The organism is Sphingomonas sp. CFBP 13714 (assembly GCF_014842205.1).
Taxonomy (GTDB): domain Bacteria; phylum Pseudomonadota; class Alphaproteobacteria; order Sphingomonadales; family Sphingomonadaceae; genus Sphingomonas; species Sphingomonas aerolata.
Map to the genome: position 1 here is coordinate 50,391 of NZ_JACYVG010000001.1, position 24,371 is coordinate 74,761.

The following is a 24,371-nucleotide window of genomic DNA, read 5'->3' on the forward strand; positions in this document are numbered from 1 at the left end:
GGATTCAAGCTCCGCGTCTCCGCGTCTCCGCGTGAACCCCCTTCTTCCCCCTCCCCGGCGAAGGCCGGGCCCAATTGGGGGCCGTAGGTAACGAAGCACCGGGCTCCGTTACTGCGACCTTTCCAACTGGGCCCCGGCCTTCGCCGGGGTGGAATAAGCGGCAGAGCTATTCCGCCGCGACCAGCTCCGCGCTGTCGTCCAGCGGATGCGGCAGGCGCGTCAGCATTTCCTTCGGCACGATCTGCCAGAAATGCGGTGCCACCCGGTCCCAGTCCTCCAGCAGCCCCTTCGACCATTTGCTGTCGGTCGTATCCGCATGGTCGCGCACCAGGTCTAGCAGGACATCCGCCCAGTGGAGCGACTTCACCCGGTCCCAGGTGATGTTCTCAGGGTTGGCGCGCTTTGCGAACAGGCCCTCGGGATCATAGACGAACGCCATCCCGCCGGTCATCCCAGCGCCGAAGTTCGCCCCCACCGCGCCGAGCACGACCGCAATTCCGTTGGTCATATACTCGCAGCCGTTCGCGCCACAGCCCTCGACGACCACGGTCGCGCCCGAGTTGCGGACTGCGAACCGCTCGCCCGCCTGCCCCGCCGCGAACAACCGGCCGCTGGTCGCGCCATAGAGCACCGTGTTGCCGATGATCGTGTTGTCCTGGCTGGCGAGCGGCGAGCTCACCGCGGGCCGGACGATGATCGTGCCCCCCGACAGTCCCTTGCCGACATAGTCGTTCGAATCGCCGAACACCTCGAGCGTGATCCCCTTGCAGAGGAACGCGCCGAGCGACTGGCCCGCCGAGCCCCGCAACCGGATCGTGACGTGATCGTCCGCGAGCGTCGACATGCCGAACTTGCGGGTGATCTCGCTCGACAGACGCGTCCCCACCGCGCGGTGCGTGTTGCGCACCGAATAGGTCAGCTGCATCTTCTCGCCGCGAGAGAACACCGCGGCGGCATCCTTGATGATCTGCGCGTCGAGGCTGTCGGGCACTTCGTTGCGGAAGGTCGAGAGCGAGAAACGCCGCTCGGCATCCGACGCGTCGACCTTGGCGAGGATCGGGTTGAGATCGAGATCGTCGAGATGCTCGGCACCGCGGCTGACCTGCCGCAACAGCTCGGTACGGCCGATCACGTCGTCGAGGCTTTTCACGCCCAGCCGCGCGAGGATGTCGCGGACTTCCTCGGCGATGAACGTCATCAGGTTGATGACCTTCTCGGGCGTGCCGACGAACTTCTGCCTGAGCGCGTCGTTCTGCGTGCAGATACCGACCGGGCAGGTGTTCGAATGGCACTGGCGGACCATGATGCAGCCCATCGCCACCAGCGACAGCGTGCCGATCCCGAACTCTTCCGCGCCGAGGATCGCGGCGATCACAATGTCGCGTCCGGTCTTGAGCCCGCCATCGGTGCGCAACCGCACGCGGCCGCGCAGGCCGTTGAGCGTCAGCACCTGGTTGACCTCGGACAGCCCCATTTCCCACGGCGTGCCCGCATATTTGATCGACGTCTGCGGCGACGCGCCGGTGCCGCCGACATGCCCCGCGATCAGGATCACGTCGGCATGCGCCTTCGCGACGCCCGCCGCAACGGTGCCGATGCCCGCCGAGCTGACGAGCTTCACACAGACGCGCGCGCGCGGATTGATCTGCTTCAGGTCGTAGATGAGCTGCGCCAGATCCTCGATCGAGTAGATGTCGTGGTGCGGCGGCGGCGAGATCAGCGTCACGCCGGGCGTCGCATGACGCAACTTGGCGATGAACTCGGTCACCTTGAAGCCGGGCAGCTGGCCGCCCTCGCCGGGCTTGGCACCCTGCGCGACCTTGACCTCGATCTCCTCGCACGCGTTCAGATATTCCGCGGTCACGCCGAACCGGCCGCTCGCGATCTGCTTGATCGTCGAGTTCGCATTGTCGCCGTTCGCGTACGGCACGAAGCGCGACTTGTCCTCGCCGCCCTCGCCCGACACCGCCTTCGCGCCGATCCGGTTCATCGCGATCGCCAGCGTCTCGTGCGCCTCGGGGGAGAGCGCGCCGAGCGACATGCCCGGCGTCACGAACCGCTTGCGGATCTCGGTGATCGCCTCGACCTGGTCGACGGGCACGCCCTCGGCGGGGAAGTTGAACTGGAGCAGGTCGCGCAGATACACCGGCGGCAGGTCCGACACCCCGCGCGAGAATTGCAGATAGCTCGTATAGCTGTCGGTCGCGACCGCGGTCTGGAGCAGATGCATCAGCTGCGCCGAATAGGCATGCGTTTCGCCGGTGTGGCGCTGGCGATAGAAGCCGCCGATCGGCAGCGTCGCGACCGCCGGATCGAACGCCGCCTCGTGGCGATCGGTCGCGTTGACGTGAAGCGAGGCATAGCCCTCGCCGCTGATCTTCGCGGGCATGCCGGGGAACAGGTCGTTGACCAGGCTGCGCGACAGGCCGACCGCCTCGAAATTATAGCCGCCGCGGTAGGACGAGATGACCGCGATGCCCATCTTCGACATGATCTTGAGCAGCCCCTCCTCGACCGCGACGCGGTGACGACGCAGGCATTCGGCGAGATCGAGATCACCGAACAGCCCGCGGCTCTGGCGATCGACGATCGCGGCTTCGGCCAGATACGCGTTCACGGTCGTCGCGCCGACGCCGATCAGCACCGCATAATAATGCGTGTCGAGGCATTCCGCCGTGCGCACGTTGATCGACGCATAGGAGCGCAGGCCGCGACGGACGAGATGCGTGTGCACCGCCGCCACTGCGAGCACGCCGGCGATGCCAACGCGGTCCTCGCCGATCGCCTCGTCGGTCAGGAACAGCTCGCTCTTGCCCTGGCGGACCGCCTGCTCGGCCTCGTTGCGGATCCGCTGGATCGCCGCGCGCAGCTTCTCCGGGCCGCCGCCGGCATCGAAGGTGCAATCGATCTCGGCAACCGCGCCGCCGAAATGCGCCTTCAGCCGCGCCCAATGCTCACCAGTGAGGACCGGTGAATCGAGCACCAGCACGCGCTCGCGCTGATCGCGCACGTCGAGGATGTTGGCGAGATTGCCAAACCGCGTCTTGAGCGACATCACGTGCCGCTCGCGCAGCGGGTCGATTGGCGGGTTTGTCACCTGGCTGAAATTCTGGCGGAAGAACTGGCTGATCAGCCGCGGCTTGTCCGAAATGACCGCGAGCGGCGTGTCGTCGCCCATCGATCCGATCGCTTCCTTGGCCGATTCGACCATCGGCGACAGGATCAGCTCCATGTCCTCGATCGTCTGCCCGGCCGCGACCTGGCGTCGTGCCAGCTCGGCGCGATCATAGCGGACCACGGCGTCCTCGACCGACGGCAGGTCTGCCAGCGTGTGGAACTCGCCGATCATCGCGGCATAGTCCGCCTCGCCGGAGATGCGATCCTTGACCGCGCGGTCCTGCAGCAGCCGCCCTTCGTCGAGGTCGACCGCGATCATCTCGCCCGGCCCCAGCCGCCCCTTGGCGATGATCGTCGATTCGGGAACGACGACCATCCCGCTTTCCGATCCGACGATCAGCAGCCCGTCCACGGTCAGCGTATAGCGCAGCGGCCTGAGCGCGTTGCGGTCCATGCCCGCAACGGCCCAGCGGCCATCGGTCATCGCCAGCGCGGCCGGGCCGTCCCACGGCTCCATCACCGACGCCAGATACTGGTACATCGCGCGGTGCTCAGGCGGCATATCGGGGCTCGCAGCCTCGGGCACCAGCATCAGCTTTGCGGTCGGCGCATCGCGGCCCGAGCGGCAGATCGCCTCGAACACCGCATCGAGCGCGGCGGTGTCGGACGCGCCTGCCGGGATCACCGGCTTGATGTCCTCCGAATTGTCCCCGAAGGCGAGGCTCGCCATCCGGATCTCGTGGGACAGCATCCAGTTCTTGTTGCCGCGGATCGTGTTGATCTCACCGTTATGCGCAAGGCACCGGAACGGTTGCGCCAGCCACCATTGCGGGAAGGTGTTGGTCGAATAGCGCTGATGGAAGATCGCGACGCGGCTCTCGAACCGCTGGTCGCACAGGTCGGGATAGAAGACCGAAAGCGATTCGGCGAGGAACAGCCCCTTGTAGATGATCGAGCGGCACGACAGCGAACAGATGTAGAAGCCCTGGATCTGCGCCGCGATCACGCGCTTCTCGATACGCCTGCGGACCAGGTACAGCGTCTTTTCGAATTCGGCGGCGTCCTGCTCGTCGGGCAGCGGCCCGGCGATCATGATCTGCTCGATCTCGGGGCGCGTCGCCTGCGCCTTCTGGCCGATCACAGACACGTCGACGGGCACCTGGCGCCAGCCATAGATGGTATAGCCCGCCTCGATGATCGCGCTCTCGACGATCGTCCGGCAATCCTCCTGCGCCCCCAGATCGGTGCGCGGCAGGAAGATCATGCCGACCGCGAGCCGGTTCGGCCGCACCTTGTGCCCCGAAGCGGCGACCGCATCGTCGAAGAACTTGAGCGGAAGGTCGATGTGAAGACCTGCGCCATCACCGGTCTTGCCGTCCGCATCGACCGCGCCGCGGTGCCACACCGCCTTTAGCGCATCGACCGCGGACTGCACGACGCGCCGCGACGCGCGGCCGTCGGTCGCGGCGACGAGACCCACACCGCAGGCATCACCCTCGAATTCGGGACGGTACATGCCGTGCTCGGCGAGATATTGGCGCTGATCGGTGCTGGAATCGGTCATCGTCACTTCTTCTTTTGCTCGGGCGTGGCAACGTGCTTGGCGAATTCGGCGACATCGGCCTGCATGTGGCGCATCGAGGATTCCATCATCGACCGCTGCCACGCGGCGACGTCAGGATCGGCCATGATCGTCAGCGACTGCTGCATGTACAGGCGTCCGCTCGGCGTCGCGAAGAACGCCTTGATGTCGCGACACTGGGCAACGTCGAAGCGGCGTGCATAGGCACGCGCCATCGCATCGAACATGCCCGGCATGCCGTCGCCCATCAACGTCAGCGTGCGAGTCTGCTGCTGGTTCATGAAGGCGGCAAACTGCGCCTGCATCTGCGGATTTTTAGCCATTGCGCTGCTGAACATCGGGCTCTGCGCCATGCCCTGCTGGAGATTGCCCAACATCGGCGCGATCATGCCCTCGATCATCCGCGCGCGCGATTCGGGAGGCATCAAGACGTCGATCAATTCGCGCGCTGCTGCAAGTCGGGCCGGATCAGGGGCCGCGGCGGCAACAGGCGCTGCCTGCGCATGCGCCGCCGACGGGACTACCGCACCCGCCAGCAACACCGCCCCGAGAAACCCGAGCCTCATGCCGCGACCTTCGCGCTGGCCGCCTTCGCCTTGAGATACTTGTGCATCGTCGCGGCCACGTCGCGGCCGTCGCGGATCGCCCACACGACCAGGCTCGCGCCGCGGACGATGTCGCCCGCCGCGAACACGCCGTCGAGGCTGGTCATCAGCGTCTTGCCGTCGACCAGCACGGTACCCCAGCGGCTTACCCCCAGTTCGGGCGTCGCGAACAAGGTCGGCAGGTCCTCGGCATCGAAGCCCAGCGCCTTGATGACGAGGTCGGCATCGACCGAATAGTCACCGGCAGGATCGGGTTCGGGCGTGCGGCGACCGCTCGCATCGGCCGCGCCCAGACGCATCTTGCGCACTTTGACGCTCGACACGCTCTCGCCGCCGTCGAAGCTCTGCGGGCCCGACAGCCAGACGAACTCGACGCCCTCCTCCTCGGCATTGGCGACTTCGCGCTGCGACCCCGGCATGTTCGCGCGGTCGCGGCGATAGAGGCACTTCACCGACTTGGCGCCCTGGCGGATCGCGGTGCGGACACAGTCCATCGCGGTATCGCCGCCGCCGATCACGACGACGTCCTTGCCCTCGGCATTCAGGCTGCCGTCGTCAAAAGCGGGGACCGCATCACCGAAACCCTTGCGGTTCGACGCGACGAGGAAGTCGAGCGCGGCGACCACGCCATTGGAACCGCCACCGGGCAGGTCCATCGCGCGCGCCTTGTACACGCCGGTCGCGATCAGGATCGCGTCATGGCGCTGGCGCAGCTCGTCGAGGCTCGCATCGTCACCGACCGCAAAGCCTTCATGAAACACGATCCCCGCGGTCTTCAGTCGCTCGACCCGACGCATGACGATCGGCTTTTCGAGCTTGAACCCGGGAATGCCATAAGTGAGCAGACCGCCCGCGCGGTCGTAACGATCATAGACGTGCACGTCATAGCCGTGACCGCGCAGATATTCGGCGGCGCTCAGCCCGGCAGGCCCTGCCCCGATCACGCCGACCGACTGGCCGCGCGACTTGCCGGGGATCAGCGGCTCGACCCAGCCATTCTCCCAGGCGGTGTCGGTGATGAACTTCTCGACCGAGCCGATCGTGACCGCGCCGTGGCCCGTGAACTCGATGACGCAATTGCCCTCGCACAGCCGGTCCTGCGGACAGATGCGACCGCAGATCTCGGGCATGGTCGAGGTCGCGTTGCTCAGCTCATACGCCTCGCGAAGCCGGCCCTCGGCGGTCAGGCGCAGCCAGTCGGGGATATGGTTGTGAAGCGGGCAATGGACCGAGCAATAGGGCACGCCGCATTGCGAACAGCGCCCCGCCTGCTCCTCGGCGGGTTCGACCGCATAGCGCGCAGCGATCTCGCGGAAATCGTCCGCGCGTTCCGTCGCATTACGCTTGTCGGGATAGGATTGCTCCCGCCCGACGAATTTGAGCATCGAATCGTTCGCCATGTATGCCTCCGACAATCGCGTTATTGCGTCGTCGGAGGTTTGTCACGGCAAAAACGCCCATTGGGTAAGCTAAACTGACATATAATTTACGCCAAATCTCGCAGGCCGGGGGATGTATTCGCAAATCTCACGGAATATATCCCGACTCGGACCTATTTCGATAGGAGCCATACCAGTGCGGCGGAGCCCGCAGCGATGCGATACCAGGCAAACGGCACAAACCCGTGCTTTGTGACGATCCCGACGAACCATTTGACCACCAGCAACGCGACGACGAACGAAACGAGCGCGCCGATCGCGATCGACAACAGGCCGACACCCTCGCCACTGGTCAGCGCCGCATGGTTCTTCATCAGTTCGAGCCCGCTCGCCCCCAGCATCGTGGGGATGGCGAGGAAGAAGCTGAACTCGGCGGCGGTGCGCCGCTCGACGCCGAGTGCCAGCGCCCCGAGAATCGTTGCGCCCGAGCGGCTGACGCCAGGGATCATCGCGAGGCACTGGAGCAGGCCGATCCCGACGACGGTGCGCAGCGGGATGTCCGCGACACCGCTGATGTCGCTGCGCGGTGCGAACCGCTCGACCGCCAGAATGGCGAAGCCGCCAACGACCAGCGCGATCGCGACTACCTCGGCATTGCCGAGCAGCGCCTCGATATAATGGTGCAGCGCCAGGCCGATCACCGCGGCAGGGATGAAGGCGACCACCAGATTGCGGAGGAACAGCCAGGATTTCGGTTCGCGGCGAATGAGGCCCATGCTCACCGCCCAGAAGGTCCGCCAGTACAGGACCACGATCGCAAGGATCGCGCCGAGCTGGATGACGACGTTGAACACCTCCCAGCGCCCCGCATCATAGCCGAGCAGCCGCGTCGCGAGGATGAGATGGCCTGTCGACGAGACCGGCAGGAATTCGGTGATCCCCTCGACGATGCCAAGAAGGATGACGGTAAGAAGTTCGGACACGCAAAAGCTCCCGCAGCGCGGTGAATCAGGACTGGTCGATCAGTGTCGATGGCGGCTGGACCCGCATCGGGATCAGACCACGTGGGTCGCCGAATGCGTGTCCGCCTGGGCGTCGGCCCGAGTTGCGGCACGGCGGCCGAACCGCCCGGCCTTGCGGAAACGGACGAGCCAGCCCGGCGCGACCGTCGACATCGGTGTCGCCTCGATCCCCATCGCCTTCAGCCCGTCGACCCCGGTGACAATATTGTCGCTCTGCAGCATCCGCCACTGATCCTGGGTGATCGGCGCGCCTGGCAGGAACCCGGCCTTGGCGATCAGTGCCCCGGCAAAATCGGGCAATTCGACGATCGACGGTTCGCGGCCGATTGCGGCGGCGATCCAGCGGATCAGGTTGCCCATGGTGATGACGTCGGGCCCGCCGATCTCCAGCGTCTTGCCGCCGAACGTCTCGGGAGCCGCAGCCGCGGCGACGATCGCGTCCGCGACATTGCCGACGAACACGGGCTGGAACTTTGCTCCTGCGCGCAGCACGGGCACGACCGGCGCCTTGGCGATCATCCCGGCGAAGCGGTTCACGAACTGATCCTCCTGCCCGAAGATGATCGACGGCCGCAGGATCGTCGCGTTTGGGAAGGCCGCGCGGACCGCCGCCTCGCCCTCGCCCTTCGACTTGCCATAGGCCGAGTCCGATGCGGCGTCCGCACCGATCGCCGAGACATGGACCAGCGCGCCGACCCCCGCCTTGGCGGCAGCCTCCGCCACGGTCCGCGCGCCGAGCGCCTGGACGCCGTGGAAATCGCCCGCCAGCACCCCGACCAGGTTCACGACGATGTCCGCGCCCTGCACCGCCTGCGCGATCGTCGCGGGCTTGGTCACGTCGGCGCCGACAAATTGCGTCTGCCCGAGCCCGCCGAGCGGCTTGAGAAAAAACGCCTGTCGCGGATCGCGCTGTGCGATCCGGACCCGCGCACCCGACGCCAGCAGCGCCTGCGCGACATAGCGGCCGACGAAACCTCCGCCCCCGATCAGCGTCACCAGTCTGTCGTTCATCGCCCGTCCGTCCAATTCTTTATGCCTGCCCGCCCTTTGCCCCAGCAAGAGGGTTGTTGACAAGCATCGCAACCCTCCACTAGAGGCGCCCTCCTACCCCGTGCCCGGATGGCGGAATTGGTAGACGCACCAGCTTCAGGTGCTGGCGATCGCAAGGTCGTGGAGGTTCGAGTCCTCTTCCGGGCACCATTCTCGCCAGGTGGGTGAGACGACGGTAGCGCCTTAGGCGATCCGTCGGGCGGCCGATCGGCAATGCCCCAAGCAATCAGATCTTAGCTCACGAATTACCGACCACCTTGGCAACCGAAGCCCGGTCCGCCCCCGTCAGATCAGCGCTCCAGCGCTAGGCCTGCTGCCCGGGTTCGATGCACTGCGGCACACGCGTCCGGCTTGAGCCGACTGACCTCAGGCGCACGCCGCCCCAGACTTCGGAAAGACTGTCAAAGACAGTGACGGGTTAGGGTCAACCGTCCTTCCTCTGCAGTAGCATTCAGGTCCATGGTATCGGTCCCATATTCATTCCACGGATCAATCAGGCCTGATCTGCATCATAGTTAATGAAGATATCGGACATTATCCCCTATAGTAAGTGTCTGCCCGGACCACTTCCCGATCTTCCTCGGGACTGCATCCATGCGGGAGAAATTGCGTCTTGAGACCGTGCCGTACGGCTTTTGGAAGAAAATGCATAGCAAATTGCATAATAGGTTCAAATCGGATGTTGATTATAGGGCTCTATAGGCGTAGGCGTCGATCAAAGACTGGAGCATATCATGTCCGAAGACATTATTGAGCTGAACGCTGTTGAATTGGCGACCGAACTGACGATCGCGTGGCTGACAAACCCCAATACGCGCACGTCCGCCGAAGAGGTTCCGTCGTTCCTCGGCAAGATGCACGACACCGTGTCTGCATTGCTGGGCACGTCGACGGAGGAGCCCGTGGTCGAGCCCGTCGCCGAATACACCCCGGCAGTCTCGGTCCGGAAATCGCTGTCATCGAAAGATCACATCATCTCGATGATCGACGGCAAGCCCTACAAGACACTGCGTCGTCACCTGGCGACGCACGGCATGACGCCGATCGAATATCGCGAACGCTACGGGCTGAAGCCGGACTATCCAATGGTCGCCGAGACCTATTCGGAAAGCCGTCGCGCCATGGCCAAGAAGATCGGTCTCGGTCGCAAGCCCGGCGCCCGCAAGACCGAAGCCCCGGCTGCCGCGCCGCAGCGCAAGCGCAAGGTCGAGGCTGTCGCCGAATAAGCGACGCGGGTCGACCGATACGAGCGCCTGCAGGGGCCGGTGGTGCGCCACCGGCCCCTATTCGCATTAGGCAGGTCGCACGCGCCGTTGCCGCCCCTCACCACCCCGGCGGACACCGGCCGGGTCGTCGCGCCGGGCTAGCTGCCGAAACGACCCCGACGGTAGAGCAGGGTGATCGCGACGCGCCGGTTGCGCGGATCGCTCGGGTTCTTGACGATCAGCGGCTCGCGGTCCGCGACACCCTCGATCCGTTCGAAGCGCGCCTCGGGCGTGCCGCCGGCGAGCAGCCGCCGTCGTGTCGCCTCAGCGCGGCCCGACGAGAGCATCCAGTTGTTCATCGCGCGCGGATCGCCATAGGGCACGCTGTCGGTATGCCCGCGGATCATGATCGGGTTCGCCGACCCGGCGATCGATCCCGCGATCATCCCGATCAGATCCCCTGCCCTGGCGTCGAGCGCCGTCGTGCCCAGCGCGAACATCGAATAATCGGCATCGTCGATCAGGTCGATGCGCATCCCGTCCTGGGTCGGCACGAAGCGGATGTGGCTCGCGAGACGCGACAGGTTCTTCGACTGTTCGATCTGGCGGAGCACCTTGCGGCGCATCGCGTCGAAATTGCGGCGATCCTCCGCATTCAGCGCGTCGAGCCCCTTCTTGTTGCCCTTGGGCCCGGTGCCGGTGTCCGCGCCGCCCGCGCCCGCATTCGGAATGGCGATCTGCGGCAGGCTGGTCTGCCCCGCTTGCGGACCGATCTTGTTCTTCGACAGGATCGATTCGCCACCCAGCAGCGCGCCGCCGCCGATCCCCAGCGTATGCGTGTCGATCAGCGTCGGCGCGAAATAGTCGGCAATGCCCTTGCGCTGCTTCTCGGTCGTCGCGCCGAGGATCCAGAGCAGCAGGAAGAACGCCATCATCGCGGTCACGAAATCGGCATAGGCGACCTTCCAGGCACCGCCATGATGGCCGCCATGGCCCTCGATATAGACCTTCTTGACGATGATCTTGGGCGGCTGGTTCGCCCCGTGCGGCGCGCGTGCCATCCTACTTCCCGCGCAGCCCGTCAAAGACTTCGGCGAAGCCCGGCTGATTGCGGTGTGCTATCCCTGAGCGCGCCGCCTCGATCACCAGCGGCTGCGGATGGCCGTGGAGCGAGGCGATGATGATCTGCTTCACCACGCCGTAGATCGAGGCATCGGCATCGAGCACCTGCTTCAGCCGGTTCGCGAGCGGCGCGACCATGCCATAGGCCAGCAGCACGCCCATGAACGTGCCGACCAGCGCCGACCCGATCATCGAGCCGAGGACCGACGGCGGCTTGTCGATCGATCCCATCGTCTTCACCACGCCGAGCACCGCCGCGACGATGCCGAGCGCGGGCAGCGCGTCGGCGAGGCTGGTCAACGTGCCGTGCGCGCTTTCCTCCTCGTGATGATGCGTCTTGATCGACTGGTCCATCACCTCCTCGACCGCGTGCACGTCAAGCGTACCGCTCGACACCACGACGAGGCGCAGTGTGTCGGCGATCAGGTTGATCAGCGCGTGATCCTTCAGCAGCTTGGGGTATTCGGCGAACACCGCGGAGGAATTGGGATCCTCGACATGCGGCTCGAGCGCGATCGGCCCGTCGACGCGCAACATCTTCATCAGCTTGCTGACGAGGAAGATGACGTCGAGATAATCCTGCTTCTTGTATTTCGGGCCCTTGAACACCTTCATCAGCCCGCCGCCGAGCCCTTTCAGCTCCTTGCCCGAATTGCCGATGATCAGCGCGCCGGCGGCCGCGCCGCCGATGATGAGCATCTCGTGCGGGATCGCCTCAAGCACGGGGCCGAGCGCCCCGCCGGTGAACGCAAAGCCGCCGAACACCATGACGAGCAGGACGACGATGCCGATAATCGGAAACATGGTGTTGGAAATTCCCCCAAAGCCCGGAATGCCGGCCCTGTCACCGGAGGATTAACCGGATTTCGTAGCCATCCGGTTACCGGACCCGCTCGATCCGTCCTATAAATGCGCTCAGCGAAGATAATCGAACAGCGACAGCGCGCTGAGCTTCGAGAAGCTCGCCTGAGTCGCCGACAGGATCGTCATCGTCTTCTGCAATTCGGTGATCGCCGTCGTGATGTCGGTGCCCTCGATCGACTGACGGGTATCCTCGCGGTCGACCGCGACGTCCTTCAGCCGGGCGGTTTCCAGATCGACTCGCGACGCGCGCGCACCGAGCGACGCCTGGATCGACGACACCTGTTCCGACGCCGCCGACAGATCGTCGAGTGCGGTATCGAGCGCGGCGGGATCATAGCTTTCGGCCTGGAGCGCGGTCGCGATCGCGCTCAATACCGCCAGCGTGTCCTTGCCGTCGGCGCGCAGCACGCGCGACGCCGATTCGTTCGCCTGGACGCTCGCGCCATCGCCGACCGGGATCGGCGAGACGCTGGTCGCGGCTAGCGCATAGCTGCCATCGGCCTGCTTCACCGCCGCGGGACCGCCGTCCGCGCCGCCGAAGATCGGCTGGCCGCGCAGGTCCTTCACGTTCGCGAGACTCGCGATCGTATCGACGATGCCCGCGATTTCGACACCGATCGCCTTGCGCGCATCGCCGCTCAGCGTGCCGTTGCGCGCCTGCACCGTGAGTTCGGACACGCGCTGCAACTGCGCGGTGATCGCGCTGAGCGTGGTGTCCGACTGTTTCAGCACCGATGCGGCGGTCGTCAGGTTCGCGGCATAGGCCTTGTCGTCGACGGCATCGCGCGCGAGCCCCGCCAGCCGCTGATAGGCGGCGCTGTCGGACGAGGGCGCGGTGAATTTCTTGGTGGTCGAGATCTGCGTCTGCAATGCGTCCGCCTGCTTCGACAGCGCATTCATCGCCTTGGCCGAGCGGTCGTAGAACAGGCTGGTCGCGATCTGCATAAGGCCTACCGGATCTCGAGGATGGTCTGGAGGATGTCCCGCGCGGTCTGGATGACGCGGCTCGACGCCTGATAGGCCTGCTGGAAGCGGAGCAGGTCGACCGCCTCGCTGTCGAGGTCGACACCGCTGCCCGAATCGCGAGCGGTCACCGCACCGTCGCGGATCGCGCCCTGCGCATCGCCGACCAGCTTGCGCTGCTCCAGCGACGCCGCATTGCTCGTGATCATGTTGGTCAGCCGCTGTTCGCTGCCCGTCGTCGGGTCGCGCGTCGCGAGCAGCGCGGCCAGGTTCGACGCATCGCGCGCGCCGCCGGTCGCGCCCGCCGCGGCAATGCCGCGCGGGTCGGTCAGTGCAACGGCGATGCTTGTCGGCGTGTCGCCGGTCTTGAACAGCGGCACACCCGGATTGCCGTCGAGATCGCGCCCCTGCGCCTGGATGGCGTTGACCTGCGTGGTGAAGTCGGTCGCGATGCCGTTCAGCGTGTCGCGCGCCGCAACGATCTTCTGCGCGCCCTCGGCATAGCCGGCCAGCGCGCCGCCCGACGGCGTCACCGCCGATGTCGTGCCCGTCCGCTGCACGACGAACCCGACCGCGCCCTCGTCATTCTTCAGATAGCTGACATTGCCCGCATCGGGGCCCGCCACGAATACCGGGCTGCTCGCGCCGCCCAGCCGCACCGTCGCACGGCCGAGATCGTCGAACTCCGTACTGATATCGGTGATCGTGCTCATCTGCTCGAGCAACTGGTCGCGCTGGTCGCCGAGCTGCGCGGCGTTGGTCGACCCCTTCTGGCTACGCGCGATGCCGTCATTGACCTTGGCCAGCGCGGTGCCGAACGAATTGAGCGTCTGCGTCGCCTGGCGCGTCGCGGTGTCGAGATCGGCCGCTGCGGTGTCGAGCGCCTTGCCCGTCGCGGTGAATGCCGCGGCCGCGCTGGTCGCGGATTCGAGCATCACCGACCGCGCCGGGACCGAGGTCGGGTCCGCCGACAGGGTCTGCGCGGCGGAAAAGAAGCTGGTGAGACGATCGCCGAGCTTGTTGTCGGTCAGCGACGTCTCGATCCGCCCGAGCCAGGCCGCCGCGGTCTCCGTCCTGGCAAGATCCGACCCGGCGTTGCGGACCGCGAGCGAACGGAACGTGTCGGCCGAGCGCGAGATGCCGGTGACGGTGACGCCGTTGCTGCCGGTCGCGACGCTCGCATTGATGCCACTGCCGATCGAGGTCACCTGACCGAGATTCGTCGTCCGCCGGGTATAACCCGCGGTGCCGGTGTTCGCGATGTTCTCGGACACGGTGTTCAGCGCGGTCTGGTACGCCCGCACGCCCGACGCGCCGATCGACAGGAGGTCGCTCATGGCGACGGCTCTGCCGCGTCCGGGTTAAGATCGGATTGCGATTTGGCGAGGAAATCGGTCATCGCCTTGCCGATGCCGAGCGGCGTGTGCTCGGCCATGGTCTGCGCGACGCGGGCGTCCTGCATCTCGGTAAAGGTGTCGAGCGCCTTGGATTCGAACAGCGAATCACTCAATTTCGCCTGGCGCATGCTCTTCAGCATCATGCCGGTGAAGACCGCCTCGAACTTCTTGCCCGCCTTGTCGAGATTGTCGTTCGACTTGAGCCGGCTCGTATCGGTCGAGATGCCGCCCGCATCGATCGGGCCGGGGGCTGCGATCGGGCTCACAGGACGATCAACTCGGCCTTGAGCGCGCCGGCTTCCTTCAGCGCCTCGAGGATCGCGACCAGATCGGCGGGCGACGCGCCGATCGCGTTCACCGCCTTGACGATGTCGGCGAGCCTGGGGCCGGGGTTCAGCAGGAACATCGGGCGACGTTCCTCCTCGACCGCGACCGCGCTGTTCGGCGTGACGACGGTCTGGCCCTGGCTGAACGGCGCGGGCTGGCTCACCTGTGGCTTCTCGTCGATCCGCACCGTCAGCTTCCCATGCGTCACCGCGGCAGGCCCCACGCGCACCGCGGAGTTTATAACGACCGTACCGGTGCGCGCATTTACGATTACTTTTGCCGAGGGCTCGGCGGAGACCACGTCGAGATTCTCGATCGTCGACATCAAGGTCGCGCGGATGTCGGCGCCGACGGGTGCGCGGACCGCGACCGAGACCGCGTCGATCGCCTGTGCGCTGCCGAAGCCGAGCTTCGAATTGATCGCGCCGGCGACGTTCTGCGCGGTGGTGAAATCGGCACGCGCGAGATTGAAGGTCAGCATCGGCGCGCTGTCGAACCCGGTCGCAACTGCCCGTTCGACCGTCGCGCCTTCGGGAATGCGCCCGGTCGAGGGGATGTTGACGACGATCTTCGACCCGTCCGCGCCCTCCGCGCCGAGCCCGCCGACCGCGAGATTGCCCTGCGCCATCGCATAGATCTGGTTATCCGCGCCGAGCAGGGGCGTCATGATCAGGCTGCCGCCGCGCAAGCTCTTGGCCTTGCCCATCGACGCGACGGTGATGTCGAGCCGCTGGCCGGGCTTGGCGAAGGGCGGCAGTTCGGCGGTGATCATCACCACCGCGGCGTTCTTCATCCCTGGATTGGCGTTGGGCGGCAGCTGCAGCCCGAAGCGCGACGCGACGGCTTTCAGCGACTGGACGGTATATTCCAGATTGTCGTCGCCCGTGCCGGGCAGCCCGACGACGATGCCGTAGCCGGTCAGCTGGTTCGACCGGATCCCCTGGAACCCGCCCAGATCCTTGATCCGGTCGGCAGACGCCGGTGCTGCAATCAGGAGCGAGGCAAGGAGGGCGAGCAGGAAGCGCATGGTCACGGCCTCAGAAAGGGCTGACAACGGAGAAGAAGCGGCTGAGCCACCCCTGGCGGCCGGCACGGGCGACATCACCCTTGCCGGTGTACGAGATCTGCGCATCGGCGACCCGCGTCGACAGCACGCGGTTGTCGCGGTCGACATCGGCGGTGCGCACCAGCCCCTTGATCTTCAGGAACTCGTCGCCGCGGTTAAGCGTCACGCGCTTCTGCCCCTGCACCAGCATCGTGCCGTTGGGATAGACTTCGGCGACCGTCACGCTGACCTCACCCGACAGCGAGTTCGCCTGGTCGGCGGCGCCTGCGCCGTTGAAGTTGCGCCCGCCGCTGATCGTCGCATCGGCGCGGTTGAACAGGTTCAGCGCGCCCGTCGTCGGCGGCGTGATGCTCGCCGAGCCGCTGCTGTCGAGCTTCGAGCCCGAGGATTTCGACGCCGCGGTGCGCTCGACCAGCACGATCGTCAGCGGATCGCCGACTTTCCGCGCCCGCCAGCCCTCGTACAGCGCGGCATAGCCGTCATGCGCCTGGAAGATCGATCCGGTCGCGGGCGACGCCACCGGCACGGGCAGCGGCCGTGCGACGGTGAAGTCCTCGGGCGGCGCCTTCTTGCCGAACAGCCTGGCCTGCGCCGACAGCGGCGCGAGCGTGCCGGCGACAATCGCGAGGAGCGCGATCGGCGCGCGCGTGGGGATCGGAAATGCCATGATGCGCCCTGCGATCAGATGTTCTGGTTGACGTATTTCAGCATGTCGTCGGTCGCCGAGATCATCTTCGAATTGACCTCATACGCACGCTGCGTCTCGATCATGTCGACCAGCTCCTCGACGACGTTGACGTTCGACGCCTCGAGCATCCCCTGCCGCACGCGACCGCGGCCGTCCTGCCCGGCAACGCCCAGATTGGCGGCGCCCGACGCGGCGGTCTCGACCAGGTAATTGTCGCCGGTCGCCTGCAGCCCGGCGCCATTGGCGAAGCTCGCGACCTGGATCTGGCCGATCTGCTGCGCTTCCGACTGGCCGGGGATCGTCGCCGAGACGGTACCGTCCTGGCCGATCGTGATGTTGGTCGTCCCCTCGGGCACGGTGATGCCGGGCATCACCTGATAGCCCTCGCTCGTCACCATCAGCCCCTCGGGGCTGCGCGAGAAATTGCCCGCGCGGGTATAGCCGAGCGTGCCACCGGGCATTTGCACCTGGAAATAGCCGTCGCCGTCGAGCGCGAGGTCGAGGCTGTTGCCCGTCGTCTGCATCGACCCCTGCGTATCGATCCGCGCCGTGCCCTGGATCCGGACGCCGGTGCCGAGGTTGAGCCCGGTCGCGTATTTGGTCTCCGACGTCGACTGCGCGCCCGGCGCGGTCACGACCTGGTACGCCAGCGTCTCGAACGCGGCGCGATCCTTCTTGAACCCCGTCGTGTTGACGTTGGCGAGGTTGTTCGAAATGACCCGCATGCGCGTATCCTGGGCGTCGAGCCCGGTACGCGCGATATGCATGGCGGAACTGCTCATGGCCTAATCCTTCCTTAGCTCGGCAGGCGCATCAGTGATGCACCGCTTTCATCCATGTCCTTGGCGGACTTCAGCATGTTGGCCTGGACCTCGTAGCTGCGCTGATTCTCGATCATGTCGACCAGCGCCTGCGTCATGTTGACGTTCGATCCCTCGATCGCCCCGCCCTGCACCTTCGCATCGAGATCCTCGGGCAGCACGCCGCCACCGCGCACGCGCAGCAGATTGTCGAGCCCCTTGACCGTGTCCGACCCCTTGGTGTCGGCCAGCTTCAGCTTGTCGATCACCTGCGGCGCATTCGCATCGCCACCCTGCGGCACGATCGAAATCGTCCCGTCGCCCGCGATCGAGAGCGTGTCATAGGGCGGGATCGTGATCGGACCGCCCGATCCCATCACCGGAAAACCGTCGCCGGTCTGGAGCACGCCCGACGGAGCGATCTCCAGGTCGCCGCGCCGCGTATAGGCTTCGGAGCCGTCCGACGCCTGCACCGCGAGCCATGCGGTCGCGCCGGTGACCGCGACGTCGAGCGGCCGCCCCGTGGTCTGGATCGCCCCCGGCGCGCGGTCGGCGTCGGTCACTTCCTCCGACGTCGGCGCGCGCGCCTCGAACTGCTGGCCGCCACCCTTCAGGTCGATCCGGTCGAACACCACGCGGTCGGCACGGAATCCGGTGGTCGACGCGTTCGCCATGTTGTTGGCGATCGCCGACTGCGCCGCCATGTGCGCGCGCAGTCCCGTCGCCGCGGTGTAGACCAGCTTGTCCATTCAGGGTTCTCCGTCCGCGCCCTGGATCAGCTGCGGATGTTGAAGATGGTCTGCGAGATCTGGCTCGCGGTATCCAAGGCCTTCGAGTTCGCCTGGAAGTTGCGCTGTGCCGCGATCAGCGAGACGAGCTCTTCGGTGATGTCGACGTTCGAGCGCTCGATCGTTCCCGACATCAGCTTGCCGAAGCCGTTGACGTCGGCGATGCCGAGCTTGGCCTCGCCCGAAATGCCGGTCGCCGACCAGTAGCTGCTGCCGAGCTGGCGCAGACCCTCGGGGTTCGAGAAGTTGGCGAGCATCACCTGACCGAGCGCCTGGGTGTCGCCGTTCGAGAAGCTCGCCTTGACGATGCCGGACTCGTCGATCGTCACGCCCTGGATCTGGCCGACCGCCTTGCCGTCCTGCGCGCGCGCGGCGACGTTGAACGCCGATGCCAATTGCGTGGTGTCGAGCCCGAAGGTGAAGCCGAACTGCTGCGTCGTGCTGCTGCCTGCAGTGGTGAACGGGTCGAACGCGACCGCAGTCGTCGGCGCGGTCAGCTTGCCGGTGGTGTCGAAGTCCAGCTCGACGCTTGCCGCACCGTTGGTGGTCATCGGCTTGTCACCGACATAGCTGAACACTTCCCAGCTGCTCGTATTGCCGTTGGCGGCATCGGGCGTCGTCGTGCGCTTGAAATAATTGGTCAGCGTCTGCGCATTGCCGCTCGCATCATAGATCGTCGTCTGCGCCGACTGGTTGTAGCTGGTCGGGTCGAACCGGTCGAACGTCGTCGTCGATGGGATCGCGGCATTGGCGCTGAGGTTCAGCGACATCGACACGTTCGCGGTCGGGACGGCCTTGCCGCTGGTCGCGGGAAGCTGAAGACTGACCGCGGAATCGAGCCCCGATGCGACGACCTTGCCCGAGCCGTCGACCGGATAGACCTGCAAATGGCTGCCGTTCGAATCGACCACATAGCGATCGGCATCGACCAGAAAGCCGCCATTGCGCGTATAGTTGACGTTGAGCGACGTCGTGCTCGGCTTCACCACGAAGAAGCCGTCGCCCGACACGGCGAGATCGAGCGCGTTGGCCGACTGGATGAGGTTGCCCTGGCTGAACTGCTGCCGATTGCCCTGCACCACGGTGCCCGAGCCGATCTGCTGCGCGGGGTTCAGCGACACGCTAGACGCGATCACGTCGGCGAATTCGGTGCGGCTCTTCTTGAACCCGTTGGTCGAGACGTTCGCGAGGTTGTGCGAGATCGTCGACATTTCGGTCTGCGAGGCCTGGAGGCCGGAAAGCGAGGTATAGAAGGACATCGGGTTACTCCTGGAATTCTGGCAATCAGCGGGCGATCAGCCGATCTGGCGAACCGCGGTGACGGGGACCTCACCAAGGCCCGGTAGCGTGAGGATGGCGGCACCGGTCGTCGTCGAAACCGACTGGACCGGCGCCCAGACAAGGTTCTGTGATGCAACGGTCGTGCCATTATTCTGGGCGTTGACGATGACCTTGAACGGTCCCGTCCCGGCATCCTCGCCGGTCGCGGTCTTGCCGTCCCAGTCGTAGTTCACGGTGCCCTTGTCGGCGCTGCCGAGCGACATGGTCTTCAGCACGCCGCCATTGGCATCGGTGATCGTGACGTTGACGTTGCTCGCCGCGGCGCCAAGCTCGATCCCGCCGGCCAGCCCGCCGCTGGTCCGCCCATAGGCCGTGTCACCCGCGGTCAGCACGGTCTTGCCGACATAGGCCATCGCATCGCTCGCGCTGGTCACGTTCAGCTTGTCGGCGATCGACTTCATCGTCGTGCTCATCTCGGAAATACCGGCGAGGCTCGAGAACTGCGCCATCTGTGCGACCATCTGGGTGTTGTCGACCGGGTTGAACGGATCCTGATTCTGCATCTGCGCGGTCATCAGCTTCAGGAAGTCGGACTGGTTGAGTGTCGTCGAATTGGATGCCGTGGTCGTCGTCGCGGCGGTCGTCGCGCGCGTGATGCCGAGGTTCGAAAGCGTGGAGTCGAAGGAACTTGCCATGATCAGCGGCCTAGCTTGAGGGTATCGATGATCAGCGACTTCGCAGTCTGCATCACCTCGACGTTGTTCTGGTAGCTGCGCGCGGTCTCCATCATGTCGACCAGCTCGCGCGTTTCATCGACCGCCGCCTCGAAGATGTTGCCATCCTTGTCGGCCATCGGGTTGTTCGGATCGTAGCGCTTGGCGGGGGCCTCGCCGGCGGTGACGACCTTCTCGACATCGACCGTCGACATGCCGCTGGCCGCGTCGAAGCTGGTGCGGAACACCGGCTTCATCGTCTTGTACGCAGCCTCCGCGGAGCCGGCGACGCCGCCCGCATTGGCGAGGTTCGACGCGGTGGTGTTCATCCGCAACAGCTGCGCGGACATCGCGCGGCCCGCGACCTGGAAAATCGTCATCGGCGCATTGGCCATCGCTTAGTCCCCCTTCAGCGCGCGGGTGACCTGGCTGATCCGGCCGTTCAGGAACGACAGCGTGGTCTGGTACTGCACCGCATTCTCGGCGAACGCGGTCTGTTCCTGGTTCAGCTCGACGGTGTTGCCATCCATCGAGGTCTGCGTCGGCACGCGGTATTTGGTCGCCGCGTCGATCCCGCCCGCGCCATCCGCCTCGAGCGACGCGAGCGCCGACTTGAAGTCGATGTCGCGCGCCTTGAAGCCGGGGGTCGAGGCATTGGCGATGTTCGACGCGAGCACCCCCATGCGCTGCGATCGCACCTCAAGGGCCGCACCATGAACGCCGAACAGCGAGTCACCTGACACTGGACCGAACTCCCGCGCTGAATTGCGCAAGCTGTCCGAAGCAATGGCCGTGCCAGTTCGCGCTCGCCGACCGGATGACGCCGCTTTGCCGCCCGGCGGCAAGCGCGCGGCAACCCGGCCGGCAACGCATTGCCGCCCCGGCAGAGGTGGCGGCAAGCGCGCCGGCAGGCGTGGTGCCGACCCGTCGCGCAGCCCGCACACCACCGGCCCGCGCGAGTCCCGCTCACCGGGGGATCGCGAACTGGCCCGGCCCTTGCAATGACTTGCGGGACATGATCACGCTCGCCCATCTGCTCGACCCTGCTGCCCTCGCCATCGTCGGCGGCGGCACGATCCTCGGCGTCGCCCTGCGGACACCACTGCGCGATCTGATCCGCGCGATCGCGGCGCTGAAGACGCTCGGCCGCGCCCGGCTCGACGGCGATGCGCTGCTCCAGCAGATCGTCGCGCTCGGCCGCATCGCCCAGCGCCACGGCGCGATGGCGCTCGACCGCACCGTCATCGCCGATCCCGACATCGCCGCCGGTATCGCGGCGATCGTCGACGGCGCGAGCGCCAGCGACGTGGCGCTGCTCATCCGGCATCGCCGCCATGCCCGGATCGAACGCCACGTCGCCGCCGCCGACGTCTGGGCAGGAGCCGCCGAACTCGCGCCCGCGATGGGCATGGTCGGCACGCTGATCGGGCTCGCGCGGATGTTCGCGACGATGAGCGATCCGACCGCGATCGGCGGCGCGATGGCGATCGCGCTGCTCGCGACGCTCTATGGCGCGCTGCTCGCCAACCTCGTCTTCATGCCGGTCGCCAACCGCCTGCGCGCGCGAGGCCGCAACGAGGCCTTCGAACGTGCCCGGATCGAGGCGCCACTGGTCGCGCTCGCTGCGCGCGAGGCCCCACGCGCACCGTTGATGAGCGTCGCATGACGGTCGGTGATTATCCCGAGCCGCAGCCCGGGCGTCCGCTCTGGCTGATCACGCTCGCCGATCTCGCGCTGCTGCTGGTCGGCTTCTTCGTGCTCCTGCAGGCGACGCAGACCGCCAGCGACCGTCCGCTCGCGCCCCGAGCACTGGCAGCCGGGTTGCGCGAGGGCTTCGGTTCACCCGCGACGGCACCGGCCGACACCGCACGGTCGAGATCGCTCGCCGCTTCCGCGCCACGTGCAGTGGCCAAGCCCACGGCCCTACCCGTTGCCGCTGCCGGGATGCTCGACTTCGCGGTCGGTTCGGCTGTGCTGCCGACGTCACCCGATACGCTGGCGGCATGGGCGCGTGACGCGGTGCAGGACCCGCGCGTCCAGATCACCGTCACCGGATCGGTCGACGGCTCGCGCGGCGATGTCGACCCCGGCACGCACAGCGCAGCGATCCTCGCCTCGGACCGTGCGCGCGTGGTCGCGGCCGCGATCGCCCATGTCGCCCCCGGCCGCGTGACGCTCGCGACCTCGCCGACCACCGGCCGCCGCGCCGCCATCGTCACCCAAGCCTTTGTCGGCGAACCGCCAAGGACCCCCTCATGATGCTCGCCCTGTTGATGATCGCTGCCGGTGCGCCGTCCGCCGGCTTTCAGGATATCGCCGCACTCGATCGCGCGGTCTCGGCATTCACCGGCCGGCCGATCGGTGCCGAGGGTGGTGCGCGGACGACGGTCGATTCGCGGTTGCGGCTCGCGACGTGCCCGACCGTCGCGATGTCGTGGCGGACCGAGGCGCATGACGCGGTGGTCGTCGCCTGTGCCGGCCCCGCCTGGCGCATCTTCGTCCCCGTCATCCGCCCGGCCTCGGCCCCCGGCGCGACGCCCGCCACCACCCGTGCGGCCTATGCCCCGGTCGTGAAGGCCGCTCCCGTCATCCGCCGCGGCGATCCGATCGTGATCGAGGCTGGCACCGACGGCTTTTCGATCAGCCGCGAGGGCGTCGCGCTGGCCGATGCCGCCCCCGGCGCACGCTTCATGGTCAAGGTCGACGACACCCGCACCCCCGTCCAGGCGATCGCGGTCGCCAGCGGCCGCGCGACGCTGCCCGGCTGGACGAATTAATTTTGTTAAAGCTTTTCGCACGCCGGCCGTTTCTCCCTCTGTCAGCAAGAACCAGAGGGTGCAGACATGGTGGAATCGATCGGCTCGAAGCCGTTGACGGGAGGCGAGCGCAGCGTCGCGCGCATCGCCGCGACGACGCCTGTTCAGCCATCCGCCCAGCCCCTGGCGCAGACGCCCGACCGTGCGGTCGAGGCCGAACCTTCGGCAACCTCGTCGATCGCGCTCGCGCGGACGATGGCCGCCGCCGCCCCGATCAACGAAGCGCGCGTGGCCGCGGTCAAGAAGGCGGTCGCCAATGGCACCTTCCCGATCCTGCCCGCGACGATCGCCGACCGGCTCCTCGCCTTCAAACTGGAATGGGCACCGAATGACCCGGCGTGACGCCTTGGTGCGCGTGATCGACGCGCTGCATGCCGAGATTGCGGCGCTGAAATCCAACGATGTCGCCGGGCTGGAGCGCGCGACGACGCAGAAGCTCGACGGCATCAATGCGGTCGCAACGCTCGGCACCGGTCCCGCCGGTCCCGAACTGCGCGAACTGGCGGACGAGGCGAACCGCCTCAACGAAACCTGCCGCATCTATACCAACCTGATGGCGGCAAATGTCCGCCGCCGCCTGCAAACCTTGACCGGCGAGGGCGGCATTGCCGGCTATCGGCCGCGCATGGGTGCGGCCTACGCCTGATCCGCGCGGCCGGGCAAGATCTGGCACGCCCCTTGCTGTGTAGTGTCCTGAAACAGGGACATTACTCGCGGGATGACCGTCAATCCTATCACTACCGGCCGGATCCAGTCTGCGATCGCGCTTGCGAGCAGCAAGACGGGCGTGGATTTCGACTATCTGCTCGGCCAGGCGAAGCTCGAAAGCGGGCTTAACGCCAATGCCAAGGCGGGCACGTCGAGCGCGTCGGGTCTGTACCAGTTCATCGAACAGAGCTGGCTCGCGGTCGTCAAGAAGCACGGCGCGGAGCACGGCCTGGGCTGGGCGGCCGACAGCATCGGCCAGTCGTCGGGCGGGCATCTGGGCGTTGCGGATGCGGGCACGCGTCAGGCGATTCTCGCGCTGCGCAACGATCCCGCCGCCGCCTCGATGATGGCGGCCGAACATGCGTCGGACAACAAGGACGCGCTCGAGGGCAAGCTCGGCCGCACAGCGACCGGCACCGATCTGTACATGGCGCATTTCCTGGGGCTCGGCGGCGCGTCGAAGTTCCTGACGACGATGCAGGCCAATCCCGACGCGAGCGGCGCCGCGCTGTTCCCCTCCGCCGCGCGCGCCAACCGCGGCGTCTTCTACGAGTCCAACGGTACGCCGCGCTCGCTGTCGGCAATCTACGAGCGATTCTCGACGAAGCTCGGCGCCGCCGCCGCGGGCGCGACCGGTTCGGCCACGACCGGCTCGGTCCAGTTCGCCGCACAGGCGCTCGACATGGACGGCAGCACGGTCGTCACCGGGAACAATGAAAGCGCCGAGGACGCGCTCGCCTGGGCGACGTCGACGATGGGCCGGTTCGGCACCCGGAACGCCGGTTTCAATGCGGGCCAGACCTCGGCGAGCCTGCTCCGCCCGACGCCCGACACCGCGCGGCTCGCCTATCTGATGCTCGCGAAGATGGGGGGCTAAG

General features: G+C 66.6%; 25 protein-coding genes and 1 tRNA gene. 8 read left to right on the forward strand and 18 right to left on the reverse strand.

From position 1 onward, the window contains the following. Nucleotides 1–166: 166 nt before the first annotated feature. The 5 genes from gltB to IFT54_RS00230 all read right to left on the reverse strand — a co-directional run bounded on the left by gltB (nucleotide 167) and on the right by IFT54_RS00230 (nucleotide 8,716). Nucleotides 167–4,681 carry a glutamate synthase large subunit gene (gene gltB, locus IFT54_RS00210; protein ID WP_166746678.1) on the reverse strand — a complete coding sequence of 1,505 codons (4,515 nt, stop codon included), beginning with the start codon at nucleotides 4,679–4,681 and terminating at the stop codon, nucleotides 167–169. 2 nt (nucleotides 4,682–4,683) lie between these two features. Next, a complete protein-coding gene (locus tag IFT54_RS00215; RefSeq protein WP_192069253.1) occupies nucleotides 4,684–5,265 on the reverse strand; it encodes a DUF2059 domain-containing protein in 582 nt (193 codons plus the stop codon). After that, nucleotides 5,262–6,704, reverse strand: coding sequence for an NAD(P)-dependent oxidoreductase (locus tag IFT54_RS00220; protein ID WP_192069254.1), 1,443 nt, complete (start codon nucleotides 6,702–6,704; stop codon nucleotides 5,262–5,264). The genes IFT54_RS00215 and IFT54_RS00220 overlap by 4 nt, the downstream gene beginning before the upstream one ends. A 152-nt stretch (nucleotides 6,705–6,856) precedes the next feature. Beyond that, the gene (locus IFT54_RS00225) at nucleotides 6,857–7,666 is read right to left on the reverse strand and encodes an undecaprenyl-diphosphate phosphatase (RefSeq protein WP_192069255.1); all 810 of its coding nucleotides are present in this window, start codon (nucleotides 7,664–7,666) and stop codon (nucleotides 6,857–6,859) included. A gap of 72 nt (nucleotides 7,667–7,738) precedes the next feature. Beyond that, the gene (locus tag IFT54_RS00230; RefSeq protein ID WP_192069256.1) at nucleotides 7,739–8,716 is read right to left on the reverse strand and encodes a complex I NDUFA9 subunit family protein; all 978 of its coding nucleotides are present in this window, start codon (nucleotides 8,714–8,716) and stop codon (nucleotides 7,739–7,741) included. Nucleotides 8,717–8,818: 102 nt separating this feature from the next. Between IFT54_RS00230 and IFT54_RS00235 the strand changes: the two genes are divergently transcribed. Then, a tRNA-Leu gene (locus IFT54_RS00235) sits at nucleotides 8,819–8,905 on the forward strand. Nucleotides 8,906–9,489: 584 nt separating this feature from the next. Continuing rightward, on the forward strand, nucleotides 9,490–9,981 hold the full coding sequence (locus IFT54_RS00240) for a MucR family transcriptional regulator (protein ID WP_192069257.1): 492 nt from the start codon (nucleotides 9,490–9,492) through the stop codon (nucleotides 9,979–9,981). Nucleotides 9,982–10,118: 137 nt separating this feature from the next. Here the strand turns inward: IFT54_RS00240 and IFT54_RS00245 are convergent, their stop codons facing one another. The 13 genes from IFT54_RS00245 to IFT54_RS00305 all read right to left on the reverse strand — a co-directional run bounded on the left by IFT54_RS00245 (nucleotide 10,119) and on the right by IFT54_RS00305 (nucleotide 20,712). After that, nucleotides 10,119–11,021: a flagellar motor protein MotB gene (locus tag IFT54_RS00245; RefSeq protein WP_031441540.1), complete on the reverse strand. Its 903-nt coding sequence runs from the start codon at nucleotides 11,019–11,021 to the stop codon at nucleotides 10,119–10,121. Between the two features lies 1 nt (nucleotide 11,022). Continuing rightward, a complete protein-coding gene (gene motA, locus IFT54_RS00250) occupies nucleotides 11,023–11,886 on the reverse strand; it encodes a flagellar motor stator protein MotA (RefSeq protein ID WP_031394196.1) in 864 nt (287 codons plus the stop codon). 111 nt (nucleotides 11,887–11,997) lie between these two features. After that, entirely contained in the window at nucleotides 11,998–12,891 is an 894-nt protein-coding gene (locus IFT54_RS00255) for a flagellin N-terminal helical domain-containing protein (protein ID WP_192069258.1), read from the reverse strand. A gap of 5 nt (nucleotides 12,892–12,896) precedes the next feature. Beyond that, nucleotides 12,897–14,246: a flagellar hook-associated protein FlgK gene (flgK, locus tag IFT54_RS00260; RefSeq protein WP_192069259.1), complete on the reverse strand. Its 1,350-nt coding sequence runs from the start codon at nucleotides 14,244–14,246 to the stop codon at nucleotides 12,897–12,899. Then, nucleotides 14,243–14,572 (reverse strand): rod-binding protein, encoded by a 330-nt coding sequence (locus tag IFT54_RS00265; protein ID WP_037530507.1) that lies wholly within the window; start codon nucleotides 14,570–14,572, stop codon nucleotides 14,243–14,245. The genes flgK and IFT54_RS00265 overlap by 4 nt, the downstream gene beginning before the upstream one ends. After that, nucleotides 14,569–15,660, reverse strand: coding sequence for a flagellar basal body P-ring protein FlgI (locus IFT54_RS00270; RefSeq protein WP_192069658.1), 1,092 nt, complete (start codon nucleotides 15,658–15,660; stop codon nucleotides 14,569–14,571). Before IFT54_RS00270 ends, IFT54_RS00265 begins: the two co-directional genes overlap by 4 nt. Nucleotides 15,661–15,670: 10 nt before the next feature. After that, nucleotides 15,671–16,366, reverse strand: coding sequence for a flagellar basal body L-ring protein FlgH (locus IFT54_RS00275; RefSeq protein WP_192069260.1), 696 nt, complete (start codon nucleotides 16,364–16,366; stop codon nucleotides 15,671–15,673). 14 nt (nucleotides 16,367–16,380) lie between these two features. Next, nucleotides 16,381–17,169, reverse strand: a complete 789-nt coding sequence (gene flgG, locus IFT54_RS00280; RefSeq protein ID WP_031394684.1) for a flagellar basal-body rod protein FlgG — start codon at nucleotides 17,167–17,169, stop codon at nucleotides 16,381–16,383. Nucleotides 17,170–17,183: 14 nt separating this feature from the next. Then, nucleotides 17,184–17,936, reverse strand: coding sequence for a flagellar basal body rod protein FlgF (locus IFT54_RS00285; RefSeq protein WP_031394683.1), 753 nt, complete (start codon nucleotides 17,934–17,936; stop codon nucleotides 17,184–17,186). 26 nt (nucleotides 17,937–17,962) lie between these two features. Further along, nucleotides 17,963–19,234, reverse strand: coding sequence for a flagellar hook protein FlgE (locus tag IFT54_RS00290; protein WP_031440257.1), 1,272 nt, complete (start codon nucleotides 19,232–19,234; stop codon nucleotides 17,963–17,965). 36 nt (nucleotides 19,235–19,270) lie between these two features. Further along, a complete protein-coding gene (locus IFT54_RS00295; RefSeq protein WP_031394681.1) occupies nucleotides 19,271–19,951 on the reverse strand; it encodes a flagellar hook assembly protein FlgD in 681 nt (226 codons plus the stop codon). 2 nt (nucleotides 19,952–19,953) lie between these two features. Next, nucleotides 19,954–20,364, reverse strand: coding sequence for a flagellar basal body rod protein FlgC (gene flgC, locus IFT54_RS00300; RefSeq protein ID WP_031394680.1), 411 nt, complete (start codon nucleotides 20,362–20,364; stop codon nucleotides 19,954–19,956). A 3-nt stretch (nucleotides 20,365–20,367) separates the two neighbouring features. Then, nucleotides 20,368–20,712 carry a flagellar basal body protein gene (locus tag IFT54_RS00305; RefSeq protein ID WP_192069261.1) on the reverse strand — a complete coding sequence of 115 codons (345 nt, stop codon included), beginning with the start codon at nucleotides 20,710–20,712 and terminating at the stop codon, nucleotides 20,368–20,370. A 272-nt stretch (nucleotides 20,713–20,984) separates the two neighbouring features. Between IFT54_RS00305 and IFT54_RS00310 the strand changes: the two genes are divergently transcribed. The 6 genes from IFT54_RS00310 (at nucleotide 20,985) to IFT54_RS00335 (ending at nucleotide 24,370) form a co-directional block, all read left to right on the forward strand. Then, nucleotides 20,985–21,635, forward strand: a complete 651-nt coding sequence (locus tag IFT54_RS00310) for a motility protein A (protein WP_192069262.1) — start codon at nucleotides 20,985–20,987, stop codon at nucleotides 21,633–21,635. Then, the gene (locus tag IFT54_RS00315) at nucleotides 21,632–22,228 is read left to right on the forward strand and encodes a flagellar motor protein MotB (RefSeq protein WP_192069263.1); all 597 of its coding nucleotides are present in this window, start codon (nucleotides 21,632–21,634) and stop codon (nucleotides 22,226–22,228) included. Before IFT54_RS00310 ends, IFT54_RS00315 begins: the two co-directional genes overlap by 4 nt. Then, complete coding sequence (locus tag IFT54_RS00320) at nucleotides 22,225–22,746, forward strand: flagella basal body P-ring formation protein FlgA (RefSeq protein ID WP_320481756.1); 522 nt, start codon at nucleotides 22,225–22,227, stop codon at nucleotides 22,744–22,746. The genes IFT54_RS00315 and IFT54_RS00320 overlap by 4 nt, the downstream gene beginning before the upstream one ends. A 66-nt stretch (nucleotides 22,747–22,812) precedes the next feature. Beyond that, nucleotides 22,813–23,127: a flagellar biosynthesis anti-sigma factor FlgM gene (gene flgM / locus IFT54_RS00325; RefSeq protein ID WP_192069264.1), complete on the forward strand. Its 315-nt coding sequence runs from the start codon at nucleotides 22,813–22,815 to the stop codon at nucleotides 23,125–23,127. Then, entirely contained in the window at nucleotides 23,114–23,431 is a 318-nt protein-coding gene (locus tag IFT54_RS00330; RefSeq protein WP_031394268.1) for a hypothetical protein, read from the forward strand. The genes flgM and IFT54_RS00330 overlap by 14 nt, the downstream gene beginning before the upstream one ends. Before the next feature lie 72 nt (nucleotides 23,432–23,503). Further along, on the forward strand, nucleotides 23,504–24,370 hold the full coding sequence (locus IFT54_RS00335; RefSeq protein ID WP_166746670.1) for a lytic transglycosylase domain-containing protein: 867 nt from the start codon (nucleotides 23,504–23,506) through the stop codon (nucleotides 24,368–24,370). Nucleotide 24,371 lies beyond the last annotated feature (1 nt).

Excerpts from the sequence above, each read along its gene's own strand:
- IFT54_RS00220 (WP_192069254.1), bottom strand. The coding sequence starts at position 6,704 with ATGGCGAACGATTCGATGCTCAAATTCGTCGGGCGGGAGCAATCCTAT.
- IFT54_RS00285 (WP_031394683.1), bottom strand. The coding sequence starts at position 17,936 with ATGGACAAGCTGGTCTACACCGCGGCGACGGGACTGCGCGCGCACATG.
- IFT54_RS00315 (WP_192069263.1), top strand. The coding sequence starts at position 21,632 with ATGACGGTCGGTGATTATCCCGAGCCGCAGCCCGGGCGTCCGCTCTGG.
- IFT54_RS00255 (WP_192069258.1), bottom strand. The coding sequence starts at position 12,891 with ATGCAGATCGCGACCAGCCTGTTCTACGACCGCTCGGCCAAGGCGATG.
- IFT54_RS00295 (WP_031394681.1), bottom strand. The coding sequence starts at position 19,951 with ATGGCAAGTTCCTTCGACTCCACGCTTTCGAACCTCGGCATCACGCGC.
- flgC (WP_031394680.1), bottom strand. The coding sequence starts at position 20,364 with ATGGCCAATGCGCCGATGACGATTTTCCAGGTCGCGGGCCGCGCGATG.
- IFT54_RS00245 (WP_031441540.1), bottom strand. The coding sequence starts at position 11,021 with ATGGCACGCGCGCCGCACGGGGCGAACCAGCCGCCCAAGATCATCGTC.
- IFT54_RS00270 (WP_192069658.1), bottom strand. The coding sequence starts at position 15,660 with ATGCGCTTCCTGCTCGCCCTCCTTGCCTCGCTCCTGATTGCAGCACCG.
- flgK (WP_192069259.1), bottom strand. The coding sequence starts at position 14,246 with ATGAGCGACCTCCTGTCGATCGGCGCGTCGGGCGTGCGGGCGTACCAG.
- gltB (WP_166746678.1), bottom strand. The coding sequence starts at position 4,681 with ATGACCGATTCCAGCACCGATCAGCGCCAATATCTCGCCGAGCACGGC.
- IFT54_RS00320 (WP_320481756.1), top strand. The coding sequence starts at position 22,225 with ATGATGCTCGCCCTGTTGATGATCGCTGCCGGTGCGCCGTCCGCCGGC.
- IFT54_RS00240 (WP_192069257.1), top strand. The coding sequence starts at position 9,490 with ATGTCCGAAGACATTATTGAGCTGAACGCTGTTGAATTGGCGACCGAA.
- IFT54_RS00215 (WP_192069253.1), bottom strand. The coding sequence starts at position 5,265 with ATGAGGCTCGGGTTTCTCGGGGCGGTGTTGCTGGCGGGTGCGGTAGTC.
- motA (WP_031394196.1), bottom strand. The coding sequence starts at position 11,886 with ATGTTTCCGATTATCGGCATCGTCGTCCTGCTCGTCATGGTGTTCGGC.
- IFT54_RS00310 (WP_192069262.1), top strand. The coding sequence starts at position 20,985 with ATGATCACGCTCGCCCATCTGCTCGACCCTGCTGCCCTCGCCATCGTC.
- IFT54_RS00230 (WP_192069256.1), bottom strand. The coding sequence starts at position 8,716 with ATGAACGACAGACTGGTGACGCTGATCGGGGGCGGAGGTTTCGTCGGC.
- flgG (WP_031394684.1), bottom strand. The coding sequence starts at position 17,169 with ATGAGCAGTTCCGCCATGCATATCGCGCGTACCGGGCTCGACGCCCAG.
- IFT54_RS00290 (WP_031440257.1), bottom strand. The coding sequence starts at position 19,234 with ATGTCCTTCTATACCTCGCTTTCCGGCCTCCAGGCCTCGCAGACCGAA.
- IFT54_RS00275 (WP_192069260.1), bottom strand. The coding sequence starts at position 16,366 with ATGGCATTTCCGATCCCCACGCGCGCGCCGATCGCGCTCCTCGCGATT.
- flgM (WP_192069264.1), top strand. The coding sequence starts at position 22,813 with ATGGTGGAATCGATCGGCTCGAAGCCGTTGACGGGAGGCGAGCGCAGC.
- IFT54_RS00335 (WP_166746670.1), top strand. The coding sequence starts at position 23,504 with ATGACCGTCAATCCTATCACTACCGGCCGGATCCAGTCTGCGATCGCG.
- IFT54_RS00330 (WP_031394268.1), top strand. The coding sequence starts at position 23,114 with ATGACCCGGCGTGACGCCTTGGTGCGCGTGATCGACGCGCTGCATGCC.